Below are 18,148 nucleotides of genomic sequence, written 5' to 3' on the forward strand. Positions count from 1 at the left end.
CGATGTTATCGAGCGAAGTCGCGTCGGCTACGGATTCAACACCACCCACCCGTCCCCATCGACCGCAATCTTCACCGCATCGAGGCTCGCCCCCGCGCACGGCCCCTCGATACAGCGTCCATCTTCGAAGCGAAACAACGCGCTGTGATGCGCGCACATCAACACCTGCGATCGATAGCACAGCACATAGCCGGGCTCGAAATCGAGCGGCACAGAAAAATGCGGGCAACGGTTCGCGTAAGCCCACACCTGCTCGCCCCGCCGCACCACCACGACGGGCACGCCGGCGGCCGTTGCATCGACGACCCGCGCGCCGCCATCGGGCACGTCGGCGAGCGGACATAGCGGCGTTTCGTTCATCGCTCAGACTCTCCGTTCCGGGTTGCCGAGGCTCCAGTCCCACGGGCGAATCTCCACGCAATCGAACAGTCCTGCCTGCATGTACGGATCGTTGCTGACGAACTCCATCACGTCGTCGATACGCTCTGCTTCGACGACCAGCAACGTGCCATTCATCGCATCGCATTGCGGCGCGAGCGTCGGACCACCAAGGCGCACGAGCACGCCGCGATGGGTACCGCCGCGCAGCCACGTGCGATGCACCGGACGCACCCGTTCGCGCACTTCGCGCATGCCGGGCTTGTCGGTCGCGAATACCGCGAAAAAACGTGCCATCGCCATCAGCTCCGATCGAGGATGAAGTCGTAGCGCGCTTCGCGGAACGGTCCATCGAAACCGAAGCGGCGCGCGAGTTCGTGATCCGCGGGGCACTCGCGATAATCGACCATCAGCGACGGCTTCACGCCGAACACCGCGTCCGAACCCAGATAAGGGTCTTCGCGATCGAACACATGCGTGACGAGCGTACGATGCCCCGGCGCGTCGATCATGAAGTGCAGATGCGCGGGTCGCCACGGATGCCGTCCGGTCGCTTCGAGCATGCGGCCGACCGGCCCGTCGGTCGGAATCGGATAGCTGACCGGCACGATCGTCGAAATCGCGTAGCGGCCTTCGGCGTCGGTGCGAAAACGTCCGCGCAGATTGCCGTGCGGCTGCTCGGTGTCCTGCCCCGAGTACATGCCGTTCCCGGCGGTCTGCCAGACGTCGAGCACCGCGTTCGCAAGCGGCTCGCCGTCCGTCGACAGCACGCGCCCATGCACGAGCGCGGGTGTGCCGGGCGTGAACGCGATGTTCTCGCCATACGCGCGCTCGGGCATGCCGCGAATGTAGAACGGGCCAAATACAGTAGTGTCGGTGGCGCCCGTCGCCAGACGATGGTTGATCGCGTCGACCAGCATCGATACGCCGAGCGTATCCGACAGCAGGATGAATTCCTGGCGCACGAGGTCGTCGCACATCTTGCCGGTGTCGGTCAGAAAGCGAATAGCCGTCATCCATTCGGCCTCGGTCGGCTCGACTTCGCGCACGAATGCATGCATGTGCCGCACGAGGCTTTGCATCAGCGTGCGCAGCCGATCGTCGGGTGTGCCGGCGAAGCTTGCTACCACCTGCTCGGTCAGGGCCTGCTCGGCCTCTTTGCTGTCTGTCGACATGTCTTCCTCCATCGATTGTTCTGGCGGCGCTGCGTTGCCCGGCGCTCAGACGGGTTCGGCACCCTGCCACGCCCGTTGCAGCAGCGCGCGGATCGCATCGCGTTCCACGGGACGCGGGTTCGCATACGGATTCTTGCACGCTAGATCGGCCGCTTCGTCGAGTCCCTGCTCGGGCATGCCGATCTGCGCGAGCGCCAGCGGAACGCCGAGCGCGCGATTCAGTTCGAACAGCAGCGGACCCGCGTCGGCCTCGCGCTTGCCGCCGAGCGCGCGCGCAACGCGCGCGAGCGCATCGGGCGCGGCGCCGTGGTTGTAGTGTGCCGTATGCGGCAGCATCGCCGCATGGGTTTGCGCATGCGGCAGGTTGAACGTGCCACCCAGCGTATGACAAAGCTTGTGATGCAGGGCCATGCCGACCGCGCCCAGACAGGTGCCCGCGAGCCACGCGCCGTACAGCGCGCTGCTGCGCGCGGCGGCATCGTCCGGTGCGCGCACGATCGCGGGCAGCGCTTCGCCGAGCGCGCGGATCGCTTCCTCTGCCATCAGGCTGATCACCGGATTCGCGTCCTCGGCATACAGCGCTTCGACCGCGTGCGCCATCGCGTTGATGCCCGACGCGGCGGAAATGCCCGCCGGCAACGACAAAGTCAGCGACGGATCGTAGATCACTGTGCGCGGCAGCACGCGCATATCGCGGCCCGTGCGCTTCAGACGCCCTTCGGTGAGCCCATAGATCGGCGTCATCTCGGAGCCCGCATAGGTGGTGGGCACGGCGATGATCGGCAGCGACGATTCGAGCGCGATCGCCTTGCCGAGGCCGACCGTCGAACCACCGCCCACCGCGACGCAGCAGTCGGCATCGAGCGCGGCGGCCGCATCGCGCGCCGCGCGAGCGACTTCGATCGGCACGTGCATCACGGCTTGCGCATGCACACCCGCCGCGCGCTTGCCGAGCACCTCCGCGACCCGCTCGGCCAGCGCGTGCTGCTCGGGTGTCGCCAGGATCAGCGCGCGCCTGGCTCCTAGCCGCTCGACCTCCGCGGGCAGCGTCGCGAGCCCGCCCCATTCGAACACCACACGCGACGGCGTGCCCTGATAGACGAAGCGCTCCATGCGGCCCTCAGCGCTTGAAGTGCGGCGGCACATTGCCGTCGACGTTGACCCACACCGAGCGCGCTTCCGTATAGTCGTGCATCGCCTCGAAGCCCATCTCGCGGCCATAGCCAGACTGTCCGACGCCGCCGAACGGGCTGCCCGGATTGACGCGCTTGTAGCAGTTGACCCAGCACATGCCCGCATGGATTCGGGCGGCCATCGAATGCGCGCGCGACAGATCGCGCGTCCACAGCCCGCTGCCGAGTCCGTAGTCGGTGCCGTTGGCGATCGCGAGCGCTTCGTCGTCGGTACGGAAACGGAGCACCGTGACGAACGGGCCGAACACTTCCTCCTGTGCGACGCGGTCGTTCGGACTCGCAGCCTCGACGACGGTCGGGCGCACGTAGTAGCCGTTCGCAAGTGACGCATCGCTCGGCGCGCTGCCACCGGTCAGTACGCGGCCGCCCTGCTGACGCGCGATGTCGACGAACGCGAGCACCCGTTCCTGATGCTGCTTCGACGTGAGCGGCCCCATCTCGGTGTCGGCCTCGAGCGGATCGCCGAGCCGGATCGACGACGCCAGCGACACGAAGCGTTCGAGGAACCGATCGGCGATGCGCTCGTGCAGGATCAGCCGCGAGCCCGCGATACACGCCTGGCCCTGGTTGTGGAAGATCGCCCACGCGGCGCCGTTGATCGCGGCGTCGAGGTTCGCGTCGTCGAACACGATGTTCGCGCCCTTGCCGCCGAGTTCGAGCTGCACACGCTTCAGATTGCCCTGCGAGGCCTCGACGATGCGCCGCCCGGTCGCAGTCGATCCGGTGAACGCGATCTTGCCGACACCCGGATGCTCAGCGAGCCGCTGCCCCGCCGTATGACCATAGCCCGCGACGATGTTGACGACGCCCTCGGGAAAACCGACCTCGGCCATCAGCTCGACGATGCGCAGCGTGGACAGCGGCGTGATCTCCGACGGCTTCAGCACGACCGTGTTGCCGGCCGCGAGCGCCGGACCCATCTTCCAGCTCGTGAACATCAGCGGGAAATTCCACGGCACGATCTGTCCGACCAAGCCGATCGGCGCGCGCTGCACGTAGTTCAGAAAGCCCGCTTCGACCGGAATCACCGAGCCTTGCAGCTTGTCGGCCATGCCGCCGAAGTAGCGAAAGCATGCCGCCGTGCGCGGCACGTCGAGGGAGCGCGAATCGCGGATCGGGTGGCCGGTGTCCAGCGATTCGAGTTGCGCGAGTTCTTCCGCGTTGGCCTCGATCGCGTCGGCGAGCTTAAGCAGCAGCCGACCGCGTTCGGCGGCGGGCAACGCGGCCCACTTCGGGAACGCGCGCGCGGCGGCATCGACGGCCAGATCGACATCGGCGGCGGTGGCCGCGGCGATCTGCGTGATCAGCGAGCCGTCGTGCGGATTGAGCACGTCGATCGTGCCGCCTTCGACGGCGTTCCTGAAGCGGCCGTCGATGAACAGTTGGGTTTGCATGAATGGTCCTCGGTGAATGCGGGCGCGGAGCTCTTGAATCGAGCCTTCAGAAATCGACGGGGTACGGCTTCAGCTCGCCGCTTTCGTAACGCTTCGGCAAATTCGGCGTCGCGTTTTCCCACACGAGCAGCATCGAGCGCTTGGTCGAATAACCCTGATGGCGGATATCGGCCGGCATCGCGCAGATGTCGCCCGCACGCATCGTGATCCGCGCGCGCGGTGCGCCGGTGTTCTTGTCGCCGATGTCCCAGACGATCTCATCGGACAGTTGCAGGAACCACTCGACGCGATCGTTGCCGTGAAACACCGGCAGGATGTATTCCTCGGTGGTCGGGCAGAACAGGCTCTGGCCGCACACCGACGTGACCGACGGATTCCAGGTAACGTCCGAGCGCGACAGATACTTGAACAGGTTGAACGCGTGCAGCTGGCCCTCGAAGCCGGGCTCGACATGCACCTCCGGATCGTCCTGCGTGACGTCGGCGAACGCGCGGTTCACCGGCAGATCATCGCGCAGCGGCGAGTCGCCTTCGAGGCCCGGCATGCGGCGCGTCGCGATGCGCGTGCGATCGATCGCGGCATCGTTGTCGCCATGCTTGCGGCCGAACGCGGTGCCGGTTTCCTCGGGTGCCGCGAACGGGTCGAAGCCTTCGTTGGTCCAGTCGTGCAGGATCGCCTTGAAGGTCGCCATGATCGTCGGCGTCTCGAAGGTCTCCATGTAATCGACACCCGCGTCCTTCATGATGCCGTTGAACGAACCCGCATACACGTCGACCTTGCCGTAGTGATTGCGCGTGCCGAACACCTGGTCGAAATTAACCCAGCCGTAGAAGAAGCCCCATGCGACGTCGCGCATCATCGCGCGCAGGAACGCATCGGCCGGCACCGCGTGGGTGCGGGTCTGGCCTTTCGCGGGCCAGTTGATCTTGACGAAGTACTCGTCGCGCAGGAATTCGAACGCGCCGAGCGTAAAGCGGCGATAGCCGGTGACCGCGTCGGGTTCGCTGGCGCGCACGGTGTCGGCGGCGAAGCCGGCCGGGTGATCGAGGGTTTCGAGGGATGCCATGTTTTGTCTCCTATGTCGACCAGAGTTGGCGCTTTAGCGCTTACTCTGGTCCCATGCAACGTAGTTGCGGGGTGGGTGCATGTTCTGCGTATCAGTGCACGCAGATGTCGGCCCACTTCTCCACCGACAGTTCGCCGAGCATCGTTTGCACGAGCGCGACGCCGGGTTTCTGCGCGGTGAAGCGATATGCGCAGCCGGCCGGCAGCAATGCCTGATGACCGCGACGCAGCACCACGTAACCCATCGCGCGGCCGGCGGGTTGCGCGCCCGCTGCGACGGTGCCCGTGCCGCTCTTCGGCGGGTTGTCGAGCTTGATGAAATCGATGCGTACTTCGCCGTCCATCAGGATCGCGAACTCATCGTGCGCGCAGGCGAACCATTGCGATTGGCCTTCGGTGCGCAGCGCCTCGATCACGTAGTCGAGGTTCTTGCCGACCACGACCTTCTCGTAGGGCGCCGACCCGGAAGCGACTTCGAAGATGTTGGAAAACACGTAATGGCGCGCTTCGCCGCTCGTGATTTCGATTTCGCCTTTGCGGTAGCCGTCGAGCGAGCCAAAGACGGTGTGGAATGACGACTCGGTCATTGCTGTCTCCTGGTTGGAAGCGGGTGTCGTTTGATTCAACTTTAGAAGCGCAACAGGATGGCAACAACCGGCGATCGGGCGATTACAGCATTCGGACTTTGCAAATAATCGCCGCGTGAATAGCCTTACGTCACCCAGCCACGCTCGATCAGCGGCCGGTCCCACGCGGGCTCGGGACCCAGGTACTCGGCCAGGAACTCGACCAGCGCTTTCACCTTGAGCGCCTGTCGTTGGGTCGCCGGATACACGGCCGCGAAGTTCAGCGGCGACAGCGTGTAGCCGGTCAGAATCGGCACCAGCGAACCATCGAGCAGCGCGGCGCTCGCGACCAGCGTCGGCAGACAGACGACGCCGCCTCCAGTCAGCGCATAGTCGCGCAGCAGATGCACCGAGTTCGAACGGATCATGCCCGGCAGCTCCATTTCGACCACCTCGTCACCGTGCGTCATGGTCCAGCGATTGCGCGACGGGTAGCCCGAATAAAGCGCGGTGGTGTGTTGCAGCAACTCGCGCGGATGCTGCGGCGCGCCATGCTCCTTCAAATACGCGGGCGTCGCGCAGAACAGACGCCGCACTTTGAACAGCCTTCGCTCGATCAGCGATTCGGCGATCGGCGGAAAGATCTGGAAAGCGACGTCGAAGCCCTCTTCGATCGGATCGACCACCCGGTCGTTGACGATCACATCGAGCTGGATGCCGGGATAGCGTCGGTTGAATTCCGCAAGCGGCGCGCCGAAGTGGCCGAGCGCGAAACCCGGCAGCATCTGGATGCGCAAGCGGCCGGTCGGTGTCGCGCGCAGCTCGCGCATCTGGTCGGTCAGTTCGTTGACACGCCCGACCACCTCTGCGCATTCGCGATAGAACGCCTCGCCCACTTCGGACAGGCGTACGACCCGGGTGCTGCGATGAAAGAGCGGCGCGTTGACGAACTTCTCCAGCTGCTGGATGCGCGTCGTGATCACCGAACTCGTCACGCCCAACTGCCGCGCCGCCTCGGCGAAGCTGCTCGTCTCGGCCACGCGTACGAAGGCCTCGATGCTCAGAAAACGATCCATGCTGGGTCCTTGTCCACTCGTCCAGCCTGTCAGTGTATCTGGGCTGGGGCGCGTGAACGCGCCGCCCGGTCGGCGACAACGGCCTCGTTGCCGAGCGCTGCGCCGACCGGTTGCAGCGCATCATTCCGGTTGCTCGCTGGCCGGCAGGTCGAGCGACGGCGCAAGCCGCTGACGACGCACTCGGGCCGGCGCGGTTTCCTCGAGCAGCAGGCTCACGCCCATACCGAGCAGCACCGCGCAGATCGGCAGCCACAGGATGTTCTGAATGCCGAAGTTCGTCGCGACGAAGCCCGCCAATGCCGGCGCGATGCCGCCACCAAAAATCTCGCCCGCGCCGACGACGATGCCGATCGACGTCGAGATCATGCCGATCGGCGCAGCTTCGGTCGCAACCGGACCGGACAGCAGCGACACGAGTCCGAGCGTGAAGAACGACGCGACGAACAGCACCGCGAACAGCTGCACCGGCTGCGCACCGAGTCCGCGGAACAGGTACAGCATCACGGCGGTGCCGGCGAAGCCGACGATGCTTGCCACGCGCCGCCCGGTCAGATCCGACAGCCCCGGCAAACCGAACTGTCCGATAAAGCCGCCAAAGCCGATCGCCGAGACGACGACGCCCATGCGCTGCGTGTCGAGCGACAGATACTCGGTCAGGTACAGCGGCAGCATCGCGCCGAGCACGAACACGCCGGTCATCGCACAGAAAAGCGCGGCCATCGCGATCGGGATGTTGCGGCTCTTCAGCACGTCGCGCCAATTGCCGCGTTCGGCCGGGCAGGCGGGCCGCTTTGGCGTAGCTTGCGGCGCGGCTTTCGGTTCGCGAATCACGAAGAACATCAGCACGCCGAGAATCAGCCCGGGCACCGACACCAGCGCGAACACCCAGCGCCACGTGACCACGCTGAGCAGCTGCGTCGCGATGATCGGCGACAGCGCGAGGCCGAACAGCGCGAAGCCGCTTTGCTGCAGGCCGAGGTTGAAACCGCGGCGCTTCGGATGCGACGCATCGGCGGTCGCGGCGAAGCTGGTCGGGCAGAACGAGCCTTCGGCGACGCCCATCAATGCGCGCACCGCGAGCAGGCTCATCAGGCCGCCGGCAAGTCCGGAGAAACCGGACAGCAGCGAAAACGCCAGAATCGCCGGGATCAGCACCTTGCGGCGCCCGATCTTGTCGGAGATGCCGCCCATCAACGCCGCGAAAATGCCCCACGACAAGCCGAGGATGCCGATGCAGTTGCCGACGTCCTGCGCGGTCAGATGCAGGTCCTTCATGATGGCCGGAAAGAGCGGCGCGATCAGCCAGCGGTCGAGTCCCACGAGGCCGAAGCCGAGGGCCAGCAGCACGACGGCCTTCCATTCGTAGGCCACGTCCCAGTCGTTCGATTTCATCTGTGTCTCCATGTCTCCGTAGTCCGGCCGCTTGGCGCGCGCACGGCATTCGCTGGCGCCGCGGCGCGCCGCCGGGTTCGTCGAATTCAGCAACGGGTGTCGTGCCGCGCTTCGTCGATGCGGCAGCGACGCGGCCAAGATTGGCCCAAGTGCGGCGGCTCAGGTACGGGACAAGCGGCGAATGCGGTATTCGTGAATCGCAAATAATCGCGAGGGATAGCGTGGCGGCGAGTGTGGGCAAGGCTTGGCGGTACGCGGATGGGGTGAATTGGATGCGCGTGGAGGCACCCCAGGACAAGCCCGGGTAGACGCGCGGATGTGGCGCGGGCGGGGGCGCGCGGGCAAGCCGTTGGAATAGCTTTGGCTAGCCGTATCGAGCACCGGGCCCGCGACGTTGGCCGCTACCGACGAATTGCGGCGCGCTCGCGCGCGGCCGCGACATTCCGGGCATACGCGCCCGATATACTCCCCTCACCTCTGAACGTCTTTCAGCCACGGGCGGTTACTCGGATCATGAAAGCAACGGACCTCGAACAACGCATCCTCAAGCAGTCGCTGCTTTGCACCGTGATGATCGCCGGACTCGGCATCGCGGTCGGGATTGTGAGCGGCTCGCTGGCGATCATCTTCGACGGCATGTTTTCCGCGCTCGACGCCGCGATGTGCAGCCTGTCGTTGCTCGTCACCCGCCTGCTTCAACAGGAGAGCAGTCGACGCTTCCAGCACGGCTTCTGGCACATCGAGCCGCTCGTGCTCGTGTTCAACGGCAGTCTGCTGGCGGTGCTGTGCTTTTACGCTTTCATCAACGCGGTCAAAGGCCTGCTCGACGGCGGCCGCGAACTCGAATTCGGCTGGGGGGTCTTCTACGCCGTGGTGGTCGCCGCGTTTTGCTTCTTCATGTTCTGGCGCGAACGGCGCGTGAATCGCGTGATCGACTCCGAACTGATCGGCCTCGACATCAAAAGCTGGTTGATGTCGGCGTGCATCAGCTCGGCGCTGCTGCTGGCGTTTTCGATTGCATGGCTGCTCGAACGCATCGGACAAAGCCACCTGACGCCGTACATCGACCCCGGCGTGCTGGCCCTGCTAACTCTCGTGCTGATCCCGATGCCGATCGGAACCGTGATCGGCGCGGTCAAGGAAGTGTTGCTGATCACGCCGCCGGATCTGGAGCACGAGTTGCGCGACCTGATGCAACAACTGACCGCCGACTATGGCTTCGTCAAGCACTCGCACTACGCGACACGCGTCGGCCGAGGCCTGTTCGTCGAGGTGCATATCGTGTTGCCCGAGGCGATGGAGCACGCCGGCGTGCGCCAGCTCGATCATATCCGCGACAGAATCTCGCGCGCGATCGGTGAGTCGGGCCCGGACCGCTGGTTGACCGTCGCGTTTACGCGCGACCCGCGCTGGTTGTAACGACGCGTTGCGGGCGTGCGTTGCCATTCCCGTTTCCAACATGCGCACGCGATCAATAACGAACAAGGAATCGGTGTGTGTCGCGGCTAGTCACCGAACGGATTGCCGGTGTCCTTGACTTCGGTACTGAGGTTGTATTCCGCACGCATGGCCCTCAGTACGCCCTCGATGTCGCGCTCGAAGCCAATCGCATTGCCGAAGTGGGTCATGTTCCAGTTGCAGCCTGTCTTGTCAGGCTCTTGCAACTGCGGCCGCGGCACGCGAATCTTCACGCCATCATCGACGATCTCCTGCAGTCGATGAATTCTCCGATTGACCTCCTGCTGAAGCTGCGAGGCATTAAGCGTCTTGCGTATCATCCTGGGTCTCCTTCCGGTTGCTCGAGCCAGTCTAGCTCAAGTGAGGCGGTTCGCGACCTGGCGCTGCAATGCAAGATGCCGCACGGAAACCAGGCCGGCCGGTTCGTCGGGATGCGTCAGCCGGCGCCGACGCGCGCGAAAGTCTGGCGGCTTTAGACGACGCTAGTTGTGCGCCGCACCACACATCCGTTTGTTTGCTGTGTCGCCCGCCTGAATTGTTTCCCCGATAGCCAGACCTACGGATTCCGAGGAACATAGTCGTGCGCTACAAGTTGCACACGTGTAAAACCGGTGGGGGTAAGCATGGGACAACTCGACTTCAGCACCTTCGAACATGAAGGTTGGGAGCGGGTCGCGCAGGCCTATCATGAGTATTTCGGTGATTTGACCGCGCAGTCTAACCAGGCAATTCTCGAGACCCTCTGCATTGGTCGGGGTGCGCGTTTTCTCGACGTCGCATGCGGCCCCGGCTACCTCGCGGCGGCCGCCGCACTGTGCGGCGCGGATGTCGCTGGCGTGGATTTCTCGGTTGCGATGGTCGACAAGGCGAGACGCGTCTTTCCGGCACTTGAGTTCCGCGTCGGCGACGCGGAGGATTTGCCATTTCCCGACGAAAGCTTCTCGGCTGTGGGGATCAGCTTCGGAATGTTGCACTTCGCGCACCCCGAGCGCGCACTCGCGGAGGCGCTTCGTGTACTGCGACCCGATGGCAGAATTGCCTTCACGGAATGGGCGACACCGAACAAGGCGGTGGCCTTCGACATGGTGTTGAAGGCAATCGAGCAGCACGGGACGACCGATGTGCCCCTGCCGCCGGGACCAGCCCTCTTCCGGTTCAGCGATTGGCAGGAATCGAAGCACATGTTGCTCGATGCCGGGTTCGTCCAACCCGAGATGCGGCAGTTGGACCTCACGCTCGTGCTTCATGCTCCCAATACACCTTTTCATGCACTCCTGCGCGGCGGCGTGCGGTTTTCCGCGTTGCTACACGCGCAAACGCCGGCCGCGCTGGCGTCTATCGAACGGGCCGTCGCACGCGACGCAGAGGCGTATCGCAGCGATAACGGGGACCTGCGGCTTCCGATGAGCTCCGTTCTGGCCTCCGCGGTCAAGCCTTAGGGCGCTCGAAGAATCAGCGTTCATGTCCGACGGCGTGGACTCGTAGCGTGACCCGAACTAGACCGTCGCGGCCAGCTTGAATTCATCGAACCTGGCTACCGGTGGCGACAGTTCCTTGATTTCCAGGCGGTCCACCAGCGCTCCATGCGCACCGTCGACCAGCCAGTCGCAGATTCGCTCGAGGTCTTCAGCGCGCCCTTGCAACACAGCTTCGACCGAACCATCCATCCGGTTGCGCACCCAACCCGTGATCCCTCGAGCCGTGGCCTCCTCGATGCAAGCCTGCCGGTAACCTACCCCCTGCACACGACCGTAGACTCTCACCAGTCTGGTCCGCAAATCGGTATCGAACTGTGGTGTCATGGTGCACGCAACTCCAGGCTGAAATAAAAGGCAGCGCAGTTGCCTCTCAACCTCCGCGCATCTCGTCGCTTTCGCCTGCGGAGTCTGTCGCCTCCCAATCCGCCTGGGTCGTTGCTGGTGGCGTCGCCGGCTGGACACGTGTCCACCAGGCGGTATTTGCCGGTGCATGAAAGCGGAACTGCGTGCTCCATGCGGCCCAAAACTCCTGCTGCGCGGCCAGGGACGTCGGAAGAACGAAACCTAACTGCTCGGCGAGTGCCGGCAGATAAAGGTCAAACGCCGATTTGACAACGTCGCCCCAGCTTCTTGCCTCAAGAATCGCCAGCCGATACGCGATTACTGCAATAGCGGCCGCAATCGCGGCATTCTGCAAAAGATCGGCTAACACGCAATTTCCGCCCAGCCCGTCCGCAAGCCAGATGTCAAGCGCTCGCACGAACGTAAAGATGGACGTAAATGAACCCAGAACGACGAGTCCGACCAGAAAGTCAACTGGAGCTCTCGCGTCCGCAATGATTGCCTGATAGTCCTTTGGGATCACGGCAAGAAGACGCGGCCAGACGAATATGCTGTCGACCTTGTAGACTTCGCTCGAGTAACCCTCGAATGCACGCAACGTGTTCCCAAAGGCCGTAGAAAGAACGAGGTTTTCATAGCGAGGGAAATCACGCGCGTTGCGCTCCTGAGTGCGATACAGCCTCGCCCTTACGGTGGCTCTGTTCAATTCGGCTTTTCTGTATTCCGACGATTCCTTTGAGGCTTTGAGCCGCTCGATCGTACTGTTCTCAGTATCGAGTTCGGTACGGAGGCGTTCTATAAGGCCCAGCTGACGATTGCGGCGGTCGCGCTCATCGCGCTTCCAGGCCTCTCGATTGAATGGCCATTTGTATCCTTCGAGGACCTGATAAAACCAGTTGTTCAGCACCATCAAGAGCAGCGATAGAACCCATACGATTATGAGGAAAGTAAACAAGCCGCCGACCTTTTCGCTGTCCGAGGTCGCTTTGTTCAGCAAATCGCCAAACACCGGGATATCCGCATTAGCTGCGAGAAAACCTGTAAAGCCAAGCAGGGCTGGCAAAAAGAAGCCGAGGATAAATGCTTTGTCCAGTAGTTTCGATAGGCCCGAGAGCATCGGCGGTTATCCTTGGCAAGTTCAGCGACGCACTGGCGGCGGGTTGTCGTCATCGGGGTCTTGCTGCGACTGTCCCGGAAGACCTCCGAATTGAAGAGCCCTGTGAACGGCATTCAAATCAATGCTTGCCAGTTTGCTCGGTGGCGTTGCTGAGCCGGAGTCGTCTACCAGATGTTGATAAAGGAAATCGACTACCGCTTTGAGGGCATTGAGGGCGCTCGCGTAGTCTTGTGCAGTCGCAAGGTCATGGACTTCTACGGCCCGCCTCATCACCAGTTCGCGTAGCGGTTCCGGTGCTGATTCATATTGGCGAGCAAACGCCGCGTTGCGCTTGATCTCTTCGAGCTGGTCGATCGCTATCGACGCACTCCTGCGGGTCTGCCCCCTCGGCACATGCATGGCGGCCAGCCCGACTACTTTGGTCAGCAGTTCGACGATTTCCCGAGACGAGTTTTGTTTCATCTTGGTCCTCCAGGAGGAGGCAATTTGCCTCCCGGCCCCGCCCGGTCGTCAGTGCTCGAACCGTTACTGGATGTTAGTACAGCTGTTCGGTAGGAGGAAACAGTAAATCGTGTGCGCATGCCGCAGAGGCGTCGCGTCGGACTTCGCAATAAATGAACTGTCGCGAGGCTTACTCGCTGCCGTCCTTCCCTGTCACAGGATATTGCATGCGTCGCCGTCAAGGTCGAAGCGCCCGATTCTCCGCGCGAACGTGTTGGTTTCGGACCGTCTTTGCCCGCTCAAACTGTCTGGTGAATCCCACCATCGAATCCACGTTGCCGCTGTCGCGCGAGCAGCCAACGCGTATGCAGCCTTCCAGCGGCACGCTTGCCTGGCAGCCCGCTGCGTCGGCACATCCTTTGCTTGCAGAAGCTGCGTCAATCGGAGATAGCCATCATGCGATGTTTTGCGGACTTCGTTCCCAGGCAAGCGGTGCGCGGCAGTGTAGCCGTACTGGCTGCCGCCCTACTCATAGGGGCATGCGGAACCGGCATTGCGGCATTCGTTGGACTGCTCCCGAAATCCGACGGGGTAGCGACGGCAGTGACTGCTACGCCGCTGGTCGAATTGCAGACCACGATGATGAATCTCATCGAATCCGGTTTCCAGGACGCTTCCGCCGCTCCTGATTGATGTTGGACACCGTGCGGCTCCAACTCTGCCGCCATTGGCTATGCTTCTGTCTGTGTCTTGCGCGTACCGCGTACTGCACGAACATGGGAGCGAAACGTGGCAAGTATCGACTTCGAAAACCTCCGGCAGTTGTTTCCAGTCACCGACGATATTCCAGAGACCGCCCGCCTGGCGGAGCCCATTCATCAGCGCGTCTCGCTCGTCGATGGAGAACTGAAGGCATGGGATGGAAACTGCAAGACCGTGCTATCTCCGGTCTGCGTGCGACAAGCCTCCGGCGACGCTGAACAGGTCGTAATCGGCAGTTATCCCGTCATGGGCGAAGTCGAGAGCGATGCCGCGCTCGACGCCGCCGTGCGAGCCTACGACCACGGCCGCGGTGAGTGGCCGACGATGACGGTCGCGCAGCGCATCGGTTGCATGCAGGACTTCATTCGTCTGATGGCGGCCAGGCGCGATGAGATTGTGAATCTGATCATGTGGGAAATCGGCAAGAGCCTTGCCGATTCACAGAAGGAGTTCGACCGCACCATCAGCTATATGCAAGACACGATCTCGGCGCTAAAGGAGCTGGACAATAGCAACTCGCGCTTTGTCATCGCCGAGGGCACCATCGGCCAGATTCGCCGCACACCGCTTGGCGTCGTACTGTGCATGGGGCCTTACAACTATCCGCTGAACGAAACGTTCGCGACGCTCATTCCCGCATTGCTGATGGGCAACACCGTCGTATTCAAGCCGCCCCAATATGGCACGCTACTGTTCTTCCCGCTGCTCGAGGCATTCCGCTCCGCTTTTCCGAAGGGCGTCATCAACACGATTTATGCACCGGGCGCGGTGGTCGTGCCACACATGCTCGCCTCGGGAAAGATCGACGTGCTTGCCCTGATCGGCTCGAGCAAGGTTGCAGACCATCTGAAAAAGCAGCACCCGAAGTCGCATCGGCTCCGCGCCGTTCTCGGCCTTGACGCCAAAAACGCCGCGATCGTGCTGGCTGATGCCGACATAGACCTCGCTGTGAAAGAATGTCTGCTCGGTACGTTGTCGTTCAATGGTCAACGCTGCACAGCGCTCAAGATCCTGATGGTGCACCGCTCGATCGTCGATACGTTTCTAGAACGCTTCAACGCAGCGCTCAAGAATCTCAAGGTTGGTATGCCGTGGGAAAAGGGTGTGTCCATTACACCGCTGCCCGGCATGCATCGTACAGCCTACATGACTCAGGCGATTGACGATGCGAAAGCGAAAGGCGCGGCGGTCGTGAATGAAGGTGGTGGCGTGTTCTGCAAAACGCTTTTCTATCCGGCCGTGGTGTACCCCGTCAAGGAAGGGATGATGCTCTACCGTGAAGAGCAGTTCGGACCGATTATCCCAGTCGTGCCGTTCGATCACATCGATACACCGCTCGAATATGTCATCACTTCGGACCACGGTCAGCAGGTCAGCATTTTCGGCACCGACGCTGCCCAGATTGGCTCGCTGGTCGACCCTCTCGTCAACCAGGTGTGCCGTGTCAATCTCAACAGCCAGTGCCAGCGAGGTCCCGACGTCTTTCCGTTTGCCGGCCGCAAGGATTCCGCGGAAGGCACGCTATCGGTCACCGATGCGTTGCGCGCGTTCTCGATCCGGTCCATGGTCGCAGCCAAGGAGACCGACTTGAACAAGACGCTGCTCGACACGATTGTCACGAATCATCACTCGAAGTTCGTGAACACCGGTTTTATCTTTTAGCGGCTAAGAGGCGTTAACAAAATGAGTTCTTCAGCTTTCGCCAGCAGATGATGCAGCAGGCAATTTTCATGAAGGCTTCATGGATGAATGCAAGACGTTCGAAGCGGATGCGCAGTCGTCGAAAGTTATGAAGCCACGAAATGGTGCGCTCGACCACCCAGCGTGTTTTGCCCAGTCCGCTGCCGTGGGGCTCGCCGCGTCGGGCGATTTCAGTCGCGATGCCGGCTGCGTGTAGCGGACGGCGGTATTTGTCGTGATCGTAGCCCCGATCGCCTTGAACAATGCGGGGCTTCGAAAGCGGCCGGCCACGCTTGCCAGCAATGGGTGGGATGGCGTCAACCAGTGGGTGAAGCTGGGTAACATCGTTACGGTTGGCGCCCGTGAGAATTACCGCGAGCGGGATGCCCTGCGCTTCGGTGATGAGGTGGTGCTTTGAACCGGGTCGCGCGCGGTCCGTGGGATTCGGTCCCGTTTTTGACCTGCGCCCACGGCGCGGATCGAGGAGGAATCGACGACGACACGCGACCAGTCAATCTGGTCAGCCGCGCGCAGCCTGGCGAGCAGGACTTCATGCAGTCGGTCCCAGACGCCAGCAGCCTGCCAGTCCCGCAGACGGCGCCAGCAACTCATGCCGCTGCCGCAGCCCATCTCGCGTGGCAGCAGGTCCCAGCGCAGGCCTGTCTGAAGGATGAATAGGATGCCAGTGAGCAGCGCACGATCATCGAGCGGCCTGCGCCCAGGATAACGGCTTCGCCTTGGTTTGGGAGGGGGCAGTAACGGTTCAATGAGTGCCCAAAGTTCGTCGTCGAGTATGGGTTTAGCCATGTCCTTTTCGTCGTCGAAACAATGAAAAGGTTAACAGGATTCATCGAGAGTAAACAGCCCCTTTGTTCATTTTGTTAAGGTTTCTAAGTGCGGCTTTTGGAGGTTTGGCGGTTTCAGTGTCGGCGAGAATGCGCACAAATTCCCGCCGGCACCGCACGCATATGTAGTGCTTTTTTTCTTGGTTCAGGATGCGCAAAGCGGTTCACTGCGGCTCCGGATGAGCCAGGCCCGCTTCCTCGATAACCTGCTCGTATTGTTCCACGCCGACTACGGCTCGGTACTCCTGCATCAGCCGGATGAGCGCCTGCGACGTCTTGGAAATCACGCCGTGGACTTCCAGCTGCTCGGCGTGCACCAGCGCCTGCCCCAAAGTTATGGCCACGTCAGTCTCCTTATTGCAGTTGAACAGCGAGCAAGTCGTTGGCGAACGCGGGCCGGGCGGAGGCAAGCTCCATCAGGTCGACGAAGCCCTTGCTGAGCGCAAACTCATGCAGCGCATCATTGCCGCTGTCAGCCTTGATGCGACCGTAGCTTTCGACCATTTTCAGATCGGTAATCAAGTACATCATCTCAACCTCTTTCTGCCGGGGATGCCCGAGTTGTTACATGCGTAGCTCGGCGGAAAGGTGCACTCCGTCGCGCGGTTTTCCTCTCCTGCTACGGTTTGAAGCGTAGGTCGCGTCGCTTAATTCAAGCTTAAAGAATGCCAGCGGTAGGAAGCCGCGCCGGGACAGCGATTCAGAAGCGCTCGCTGCGACGACGAATGCCGAAATCGCATGGGTGATTCCGCGCACAGCTCGCCGCCTACACTCCGTGTCGACCTCGAATATTGCTGCATCGCACTAAGCGACATCCCGGTTGAAACCGACCTTATCGTTAATCAGGTATTGAATATGGTTCGGCGCCGACTTTGTCGTAATCCACTAGCAGCGGGAAGATCTGCCTTGTGTTGCATACCAGCCGGTAAAGTTAACCTACACTCAAGGCGCCTCAGCACCGCGGCGTTGTCCCCCGGTGCGTCTGCCGACCTCGCGCGACGCGTGCAACCGATGAGGACCCGTCGCGGCCCGCACAGGAGAAGAACATGCGCGCGCTCGACATCATGACTTCTTCGGTCATTACCGCCACACCGGATATGACCATCCACGACGCAGCGAAGCTATTCGTCGATCACCACATCAGCGGCATGCCGGTGCTCGGCGCCAATGGGCAGGTGATAGGCATCGTCAGCCAGGGCGATCTGCTGCATCGTGTGGAAAACGGCACCGGGCACGGCAAACGTCGATGGTGGCTCGAACTGCTGTCCTCGTCGGCGCGCGAGCAGGCCGCGAGGTATATCAAGGAGCATGGGCATGTGGTCGGCGACGTGATGTGCGAGACCGTCATTTCGATTCCCGAAGACATGCCGCTGCACCAGATTGCCGACCTGATGGAACGCCGGCACCTGAAACGCGTGCCAGTGCTGAAGGATGGGCAGCTCGTCGGCATCGTCAGCCGCTCTAACCTGATCCGCGCGCTCGCTTCCGCCGAGCCGATAATCGACACGGGCTCGCACGACGATGCGAGCCTGCGCGACGCAATCGTGCGCGAGATGCACGGACAGCGCTGGGGGCTCGCGAAACAAGGTGTATTCGTCAAGGACGGCGTCGCGCATCTGTGGGGCATCATCGAATCCGAAGAGGAGAAGCGCGCGATCCGCATCGCCGCGGAAAACGTGCCCGGCATCAAGCGGGTGGAGAGCCATCTGGAGTCGCCGAGTGTGATTCCGACGATGTAGCCGGCGCGCCCGTCAAAGTGCCGAACCTTCCCTGATTGAGGGCGAGC

21 protein-coding genes are annotated in these 18,148 nt (G+C 62.4%); 5 read left to right on the forward strand and 16 right to left on the reverse strand.

Going from position 1 to position 18,148, the window contains the following annotated elements; all coding sequences use genetic code 11:
• Positions 1-27: 27 nt before the first annotated feature.
• The 9 genes from G5S42_RS35980 to G5S42_RS36020 all read right to left on the reverse strand — a co-directional run bounded on the left by G5S42_RS35980 (position 28) and on the right by G5S42_RS36020 (position 8,239).
• Positions 28-360, reverse strand: coding sequence for a Rieske (2Fe-2S) protein (locus G5S42_RS35980; RefSeq protein ID WP_176111487.1), 333 nt, complete (start codon positions 358-360; stop codon positions 28-30).
• A 3-nt stretch (positions 361-363) separates the two neighbouring features.
• Positions 364-675, reverse strand: coding sequence for a YciI family protein (locus G5S42_RS35985; protein WP_176111488.1), 312 nt, complete (start codon positions 673-675; stop codon positions 364-366).
• Positions 676-680: 5 nt separating this feature from the next.
• Entirely contained in the window at positions 681-1,553 is an 873-nt protein-coding gene (locus tag G5S42_RS35990) for an intradiol ring-cleavage dioxygenase (protein WP_176111489.1), read from the reverse strand.
• Between the two features lie 45 nt (positions 1,554-1,598).
• Positions 1,599-2,666: a maleylacetate reductase gene (locus G5S42_RS35995; RefSeq protein WP_176111490.1), complete on the reverse strand. Its 1,068-nt coding sequence runs from the start codon at positions 2,664-2,666 to the stop codon at positions 1,599-1,601.
• Between the two features lie 7 nt (positions 2,667-2,673).
• Entirely contained in the window at positions 2,674-4,140 is a 1,467-nt protein-coding gene (locus G5S42_RS36000; RefSeq protein ID WP_176111491.1) for an aldehyde dehydrogenase family protein, read from the reverse strand.
• Between the two features lie 46 nt (positions 4,141-4,186).
• Positions 4,187-5,206 carry a hydroxyquinol 1,2-dioxygenase gene (locus G5S42_RS36005; RefSeq protein ID WP_176111492.1) on the reverse strand — a complete coding sequence of 340 codons (1,020 nt, stop codon included), beginning with the start codon at positions 5,204-5,206 and terminating at the stop codon, positions 4,187-4,189.
• 91 nt (positions 5,207-5,297) lie between these two features.
• A complete protein-coding gene (locus tag G5S42_RS36010; protein WP_176111493.1) occupies positions 5,298-5,792 on the reverse strand; it encodes a cupin domain-containing protein in 495 nt (164 codons plus the stop codon).
• A gap of 125 nt (positions 5,793-5,917) precedes the next feature.
• Entirely contained in the window at positions 5,918-6,847 is a 930-nt protein-coding gene (locus tag G5S42_RS36015; protein WP_176111494.1) for a LysR family transcriptional regulator, read from the reverse strand.
• Between the two features lie 120 nt (positions 6,848-6,967).
• Positions 6,968-8,239: an MFS transporter gene (locus tag G5S42_RS36020; RefSeq protein ID WP_176111495.1), complete on the reverse strand. Its 1,272-nt coding sequence runs from the start codon at positions 8,237-8,239 to the stop codon at positions 6,968-6,970.
• A gap of 513 nt (positions 8,240-8,752) precedes the next feature.
• On the opposite strand from G5S42_RS36020, the gene G5S42_RS36025 reads away from it, so the two are divergent.
• Positions 8,753-9,658, forward strand: coding sequence for a cation diffusion facilitator family transporter (locus G5S42_RS36025; RefSeq protein ID WP_176111496.1), 906 nt, complete (start codon positions 8,753-8,755; stop codon positions 9,656-9,658).
• Positions 9,659-9,744: 86 nt separating this feature from the next.
• Here the strand turns inward: G5S42_RS36025 and G5S42_RS36030 are convergent, their stop codons facing one another.
• Positions 9,745-10,017 carry a hypothetical protein gene (locus G5S42_RS36030; protein ID WP_176111497.1) on the reverse strand — a complete coding sequence of 91 codons (273 nt, stop codon included), beginning with the start codon at positions 10,015-10,017 and terminating at the stop codon, positions 9,745-9,747.
• A 303-nt stretch (positions 10,018-10,320) separates the two neighbouring features.
• On the opposite strand from G5S42_RS36030, the gene G5S42_RS36035 reads away from it, so the two are divergent.
• Positions 10,321-11,136, forward strand: a complete 816-nt coding sequence (locus tag G5S42_RS36035; RefSeq protein ID WP_176111498.1) for a class I SAM-dependent methyltransferase — start codon at positions 10,321-10,323, stop codon at positions 11,134-11,136.
• 57 nt (positions 11,137-11,193) lie between these two features.
• Here the strand turns inward: G5S42_RS36035 and G5S42_RS36040 are convergent, their stop codons facing one another.
• Genes G5S42_RS36040 through G5S42_RS36050 form a run of 3 tightly spaced genes read right to left on the reverse strand, consistent with a single transcriptional unit; the run spans position 11,194 to position 13,096 of the window.
• Entirely contained in the window at positions 11,194-11,499 is a 306-nt protein-coding gene (locus G5S42_RS36040; protein WP_176111499.1) for an acylphosphatase, read from the reverse strand.
• A 46-nt stretch (positions 11,500-11,545) separates the two neighbouring features.
• Entirely contained in the window at positions 11,546-12,634 is a 1,089-nt protein-coding gene (locus G5S42_RS36045; RefSeq protein WP_176111500.1) for a hypothetical protein, read from the reverse strand.
• A gap of 21 nt (positions 12,635-12,655) precedes the next feature.
• Entirely contained in the window at positions 12,656-13,096 is a 441-nt protein-coding gene (locus tag G5S42_RS36050) for a hypothetical protein (protein WP_176111501.1), read from the reverse strand.
• 402 nt (positions 13,097-13,498) lie between these two features.
• On the opposite strand from G5S42_RS36050, the gene G5S42_RS36055 reads away from it, so the two are divergent.
• Both G5S42_RS36055 and G5S42_RS36060 read left to right on the forward strand, forming a co-directional pair.
• Entirely contained in the window at positions 13,499-13,768 is a 270-nt protein-coding gene (locus tag G5S42_RS36055) for a hypothetical protein (protein WP_246392313.1), read from the forward strand.
• Positions 13,769-13,864: 96 nt separating this feature from the next.
• A complete protein-coding gene (locus G5S42_RS36060) occupies positions 13,865-15,499 on the forward strand; it encodes an NADP-dependent glyceraldehyde-3-phosphate dehydrogenase (RefSeq protein WP_312883689.1) in 1,635 nt (544 codons plus the stop codon).
• 13 nt (positions 15,500-15,512) lie between these two features.
• Here G5S42_RS36060 and G5S42_RS36065 read toward each other — a convergent pair.
• The 3 genes from G5S42_RS36065 to G5S42_RS36075 form a co-directional block, all read right to left on the reverse strand.
• A protein-coding gene (locus G5S42_RS36065) for an IS5 family transposase (RefSeq protein WP_176105867.1) occupies positions 15,513-16,324 on the reverse strand; the annotation gives its coding sequence in 2 pieces (ribosomal slippage) (positions 15,513-15,976 and positions 15,976-16,324; 813 coding nt in all).
• Between the two features lie 202 nt (positions 16,325-16,526).
• Positions 16,527-16,706 (reverse strand): hypothetical protein, encoded by a 180-nt coding sequence (locus G5S42_RS36070; RefSeq protein ID WP_176111502.1) that lies wholly within the window; start codon positions 16,704-16,706, stop codon positions 16,527-16,529.
• A 10-nt stretch (positions 16,707-16,716) separates the two neighbouring features.
• Entirely contained in the window at positions 16,717-16,884 is a 168-nt protein-coding gene (locus G5S42_RS36075) for a hypothetical protein (protein ID WP_176110689.1), read from the reverse strand.
• A 524-nt stretch (positions 16,885-17,408) separates the two neighbouring features.
• Between G5S42_RS36075 and G5S42_RS36080 the strand changes: the two genes are divergently transcribed.
• Complete coding sequence (locus G5S42_RS36080; RefSeq protein ID WP_176111503.1) at positions 17,409-18,101, forward strand: CBS domain-containing protein; 693 nt, start codon at positions 17,409-17,411, stop codon at positions 18,099-18,101.
• Positions 18,102-18,148 lie beyond the last annotated feature (47 nt).

This window comes from Paraburkholderia youngii (assembly GCF_013366925.1).
GTDB lineage: Bacteria > Pseudomonadota > Gammaproteobacteria > Burkholderiales > Burkholderiaceae > Paraburkholderia > Paraburkholderia youngii.

Coding starts and splice junctions, on each gene's coding strand:
- G5S42_RS35980 (WP_176111487.1), bottom strand. CDS start 360: ATGAACGAAACGCCGCTATGTCCGCTCGCCGACGTGCCCGATGGCGGC.
- G5S42_RS35985 (WP_176111488.1), bottom strand. CDS start 675: ATGGCACGTTTTTTCGCGGTATTCGCGACCGACAAGCCCGGCATGCGC.
- G5S42_RS35990 (WP_176111489.1), bottom strand. CDS start 1,553: ATGTCGACAGACAGCAAAGAGGCCGAGCAGGCCCTGACCGAGCAGGTG.
- G5S42_RS35995 (WP_176111490.1), bottom strand. CDS start 2,666: ATGGAGCGCTTCGTCTATCAGGGCACGCCGTCGCGTGTGGTGTTCGAA.
- G5S42_RS36000 (WP_176111491.1), bottom strand. CDS start 4,140: ATGCAAACCCAACTGTTCATCGACGGCCGCTTCAGGAACGCCGTCGAA.
- G5S42_RS36005 (WP_176111492.1), bottom strand. CDS start 5,206: ATGGCATCCCTCGAAACCCTCGATCACCCGGCCGGCTTCGCCGCCGAC.
- G5S42_RS36010 (WP_176111493.1), bottom strand. CDS start 5,792: ATGACCGAGTCGTCATTCCACACCGTCTTTGGCTCGCTCGACGGCTAC.
- G5S42_RS36015 (WP_176111494.1), bottom strand. CDS start 6,847: ATGGATCGTTTTCTGAGCATCGAGGCCTTCGTACGCGTGGCCGAGACG.
- G5S42_RS36020 (WP_176111495.1), bottom strand. CDS start 8,239: ATGAAATCGAACGACTGGGACGTGGCCTACGAATGGAAGGCCGTCGTG.
- G5S42_RS36025 (WP_176111496.1), top strand. CDS start 8,753: ATGAAAGCAACGGACCTCGAACAACGCATCCTCAAGCAGTCGCTGCTT.
- G5S42_RS36030 (WP_176111497.1), bottom strand. CDS start 10,017: ATGATACGCAAGACGCTTAATGCCTCGCAGCTTCAGCAGGAGGTCAAT.
- G5S42_RS36035 (WP_176111498.1), top strand. CDS start 10,321: ATGGGACAACTCGACTTCAGCACCTTCGAACATGAAGGTTGGGAGCGG.
- G5S42_RS36040 (WP_176111499.1), bottom strand. CDS start 11,499: ATGACACCACAGTTCGATACCGATTTGCGGACCAGACTGGTGAGAGTC.
- G5S42_RS36045 (WP_176111500.1), bottom strand. CDS start 12,634: ATGCTCTCGGGCCTATCGAAACTACTGGACAAAGCATTTATCCTCGGC.
- G5S42_RS36050 (WP_176111501.1), bottom strand. CDS start 13,096: ATGAAACAAAACTCGTCTCGGGAAATCGTCGAACTGCTGACCAAAGTA.
- G5S42_RS36080 (WP_176111503.1), top strand. CDS start 17,409: ATGCGCGCGCTCGACATCATGACTTCTTCGGTCATTACCGCCACACCG.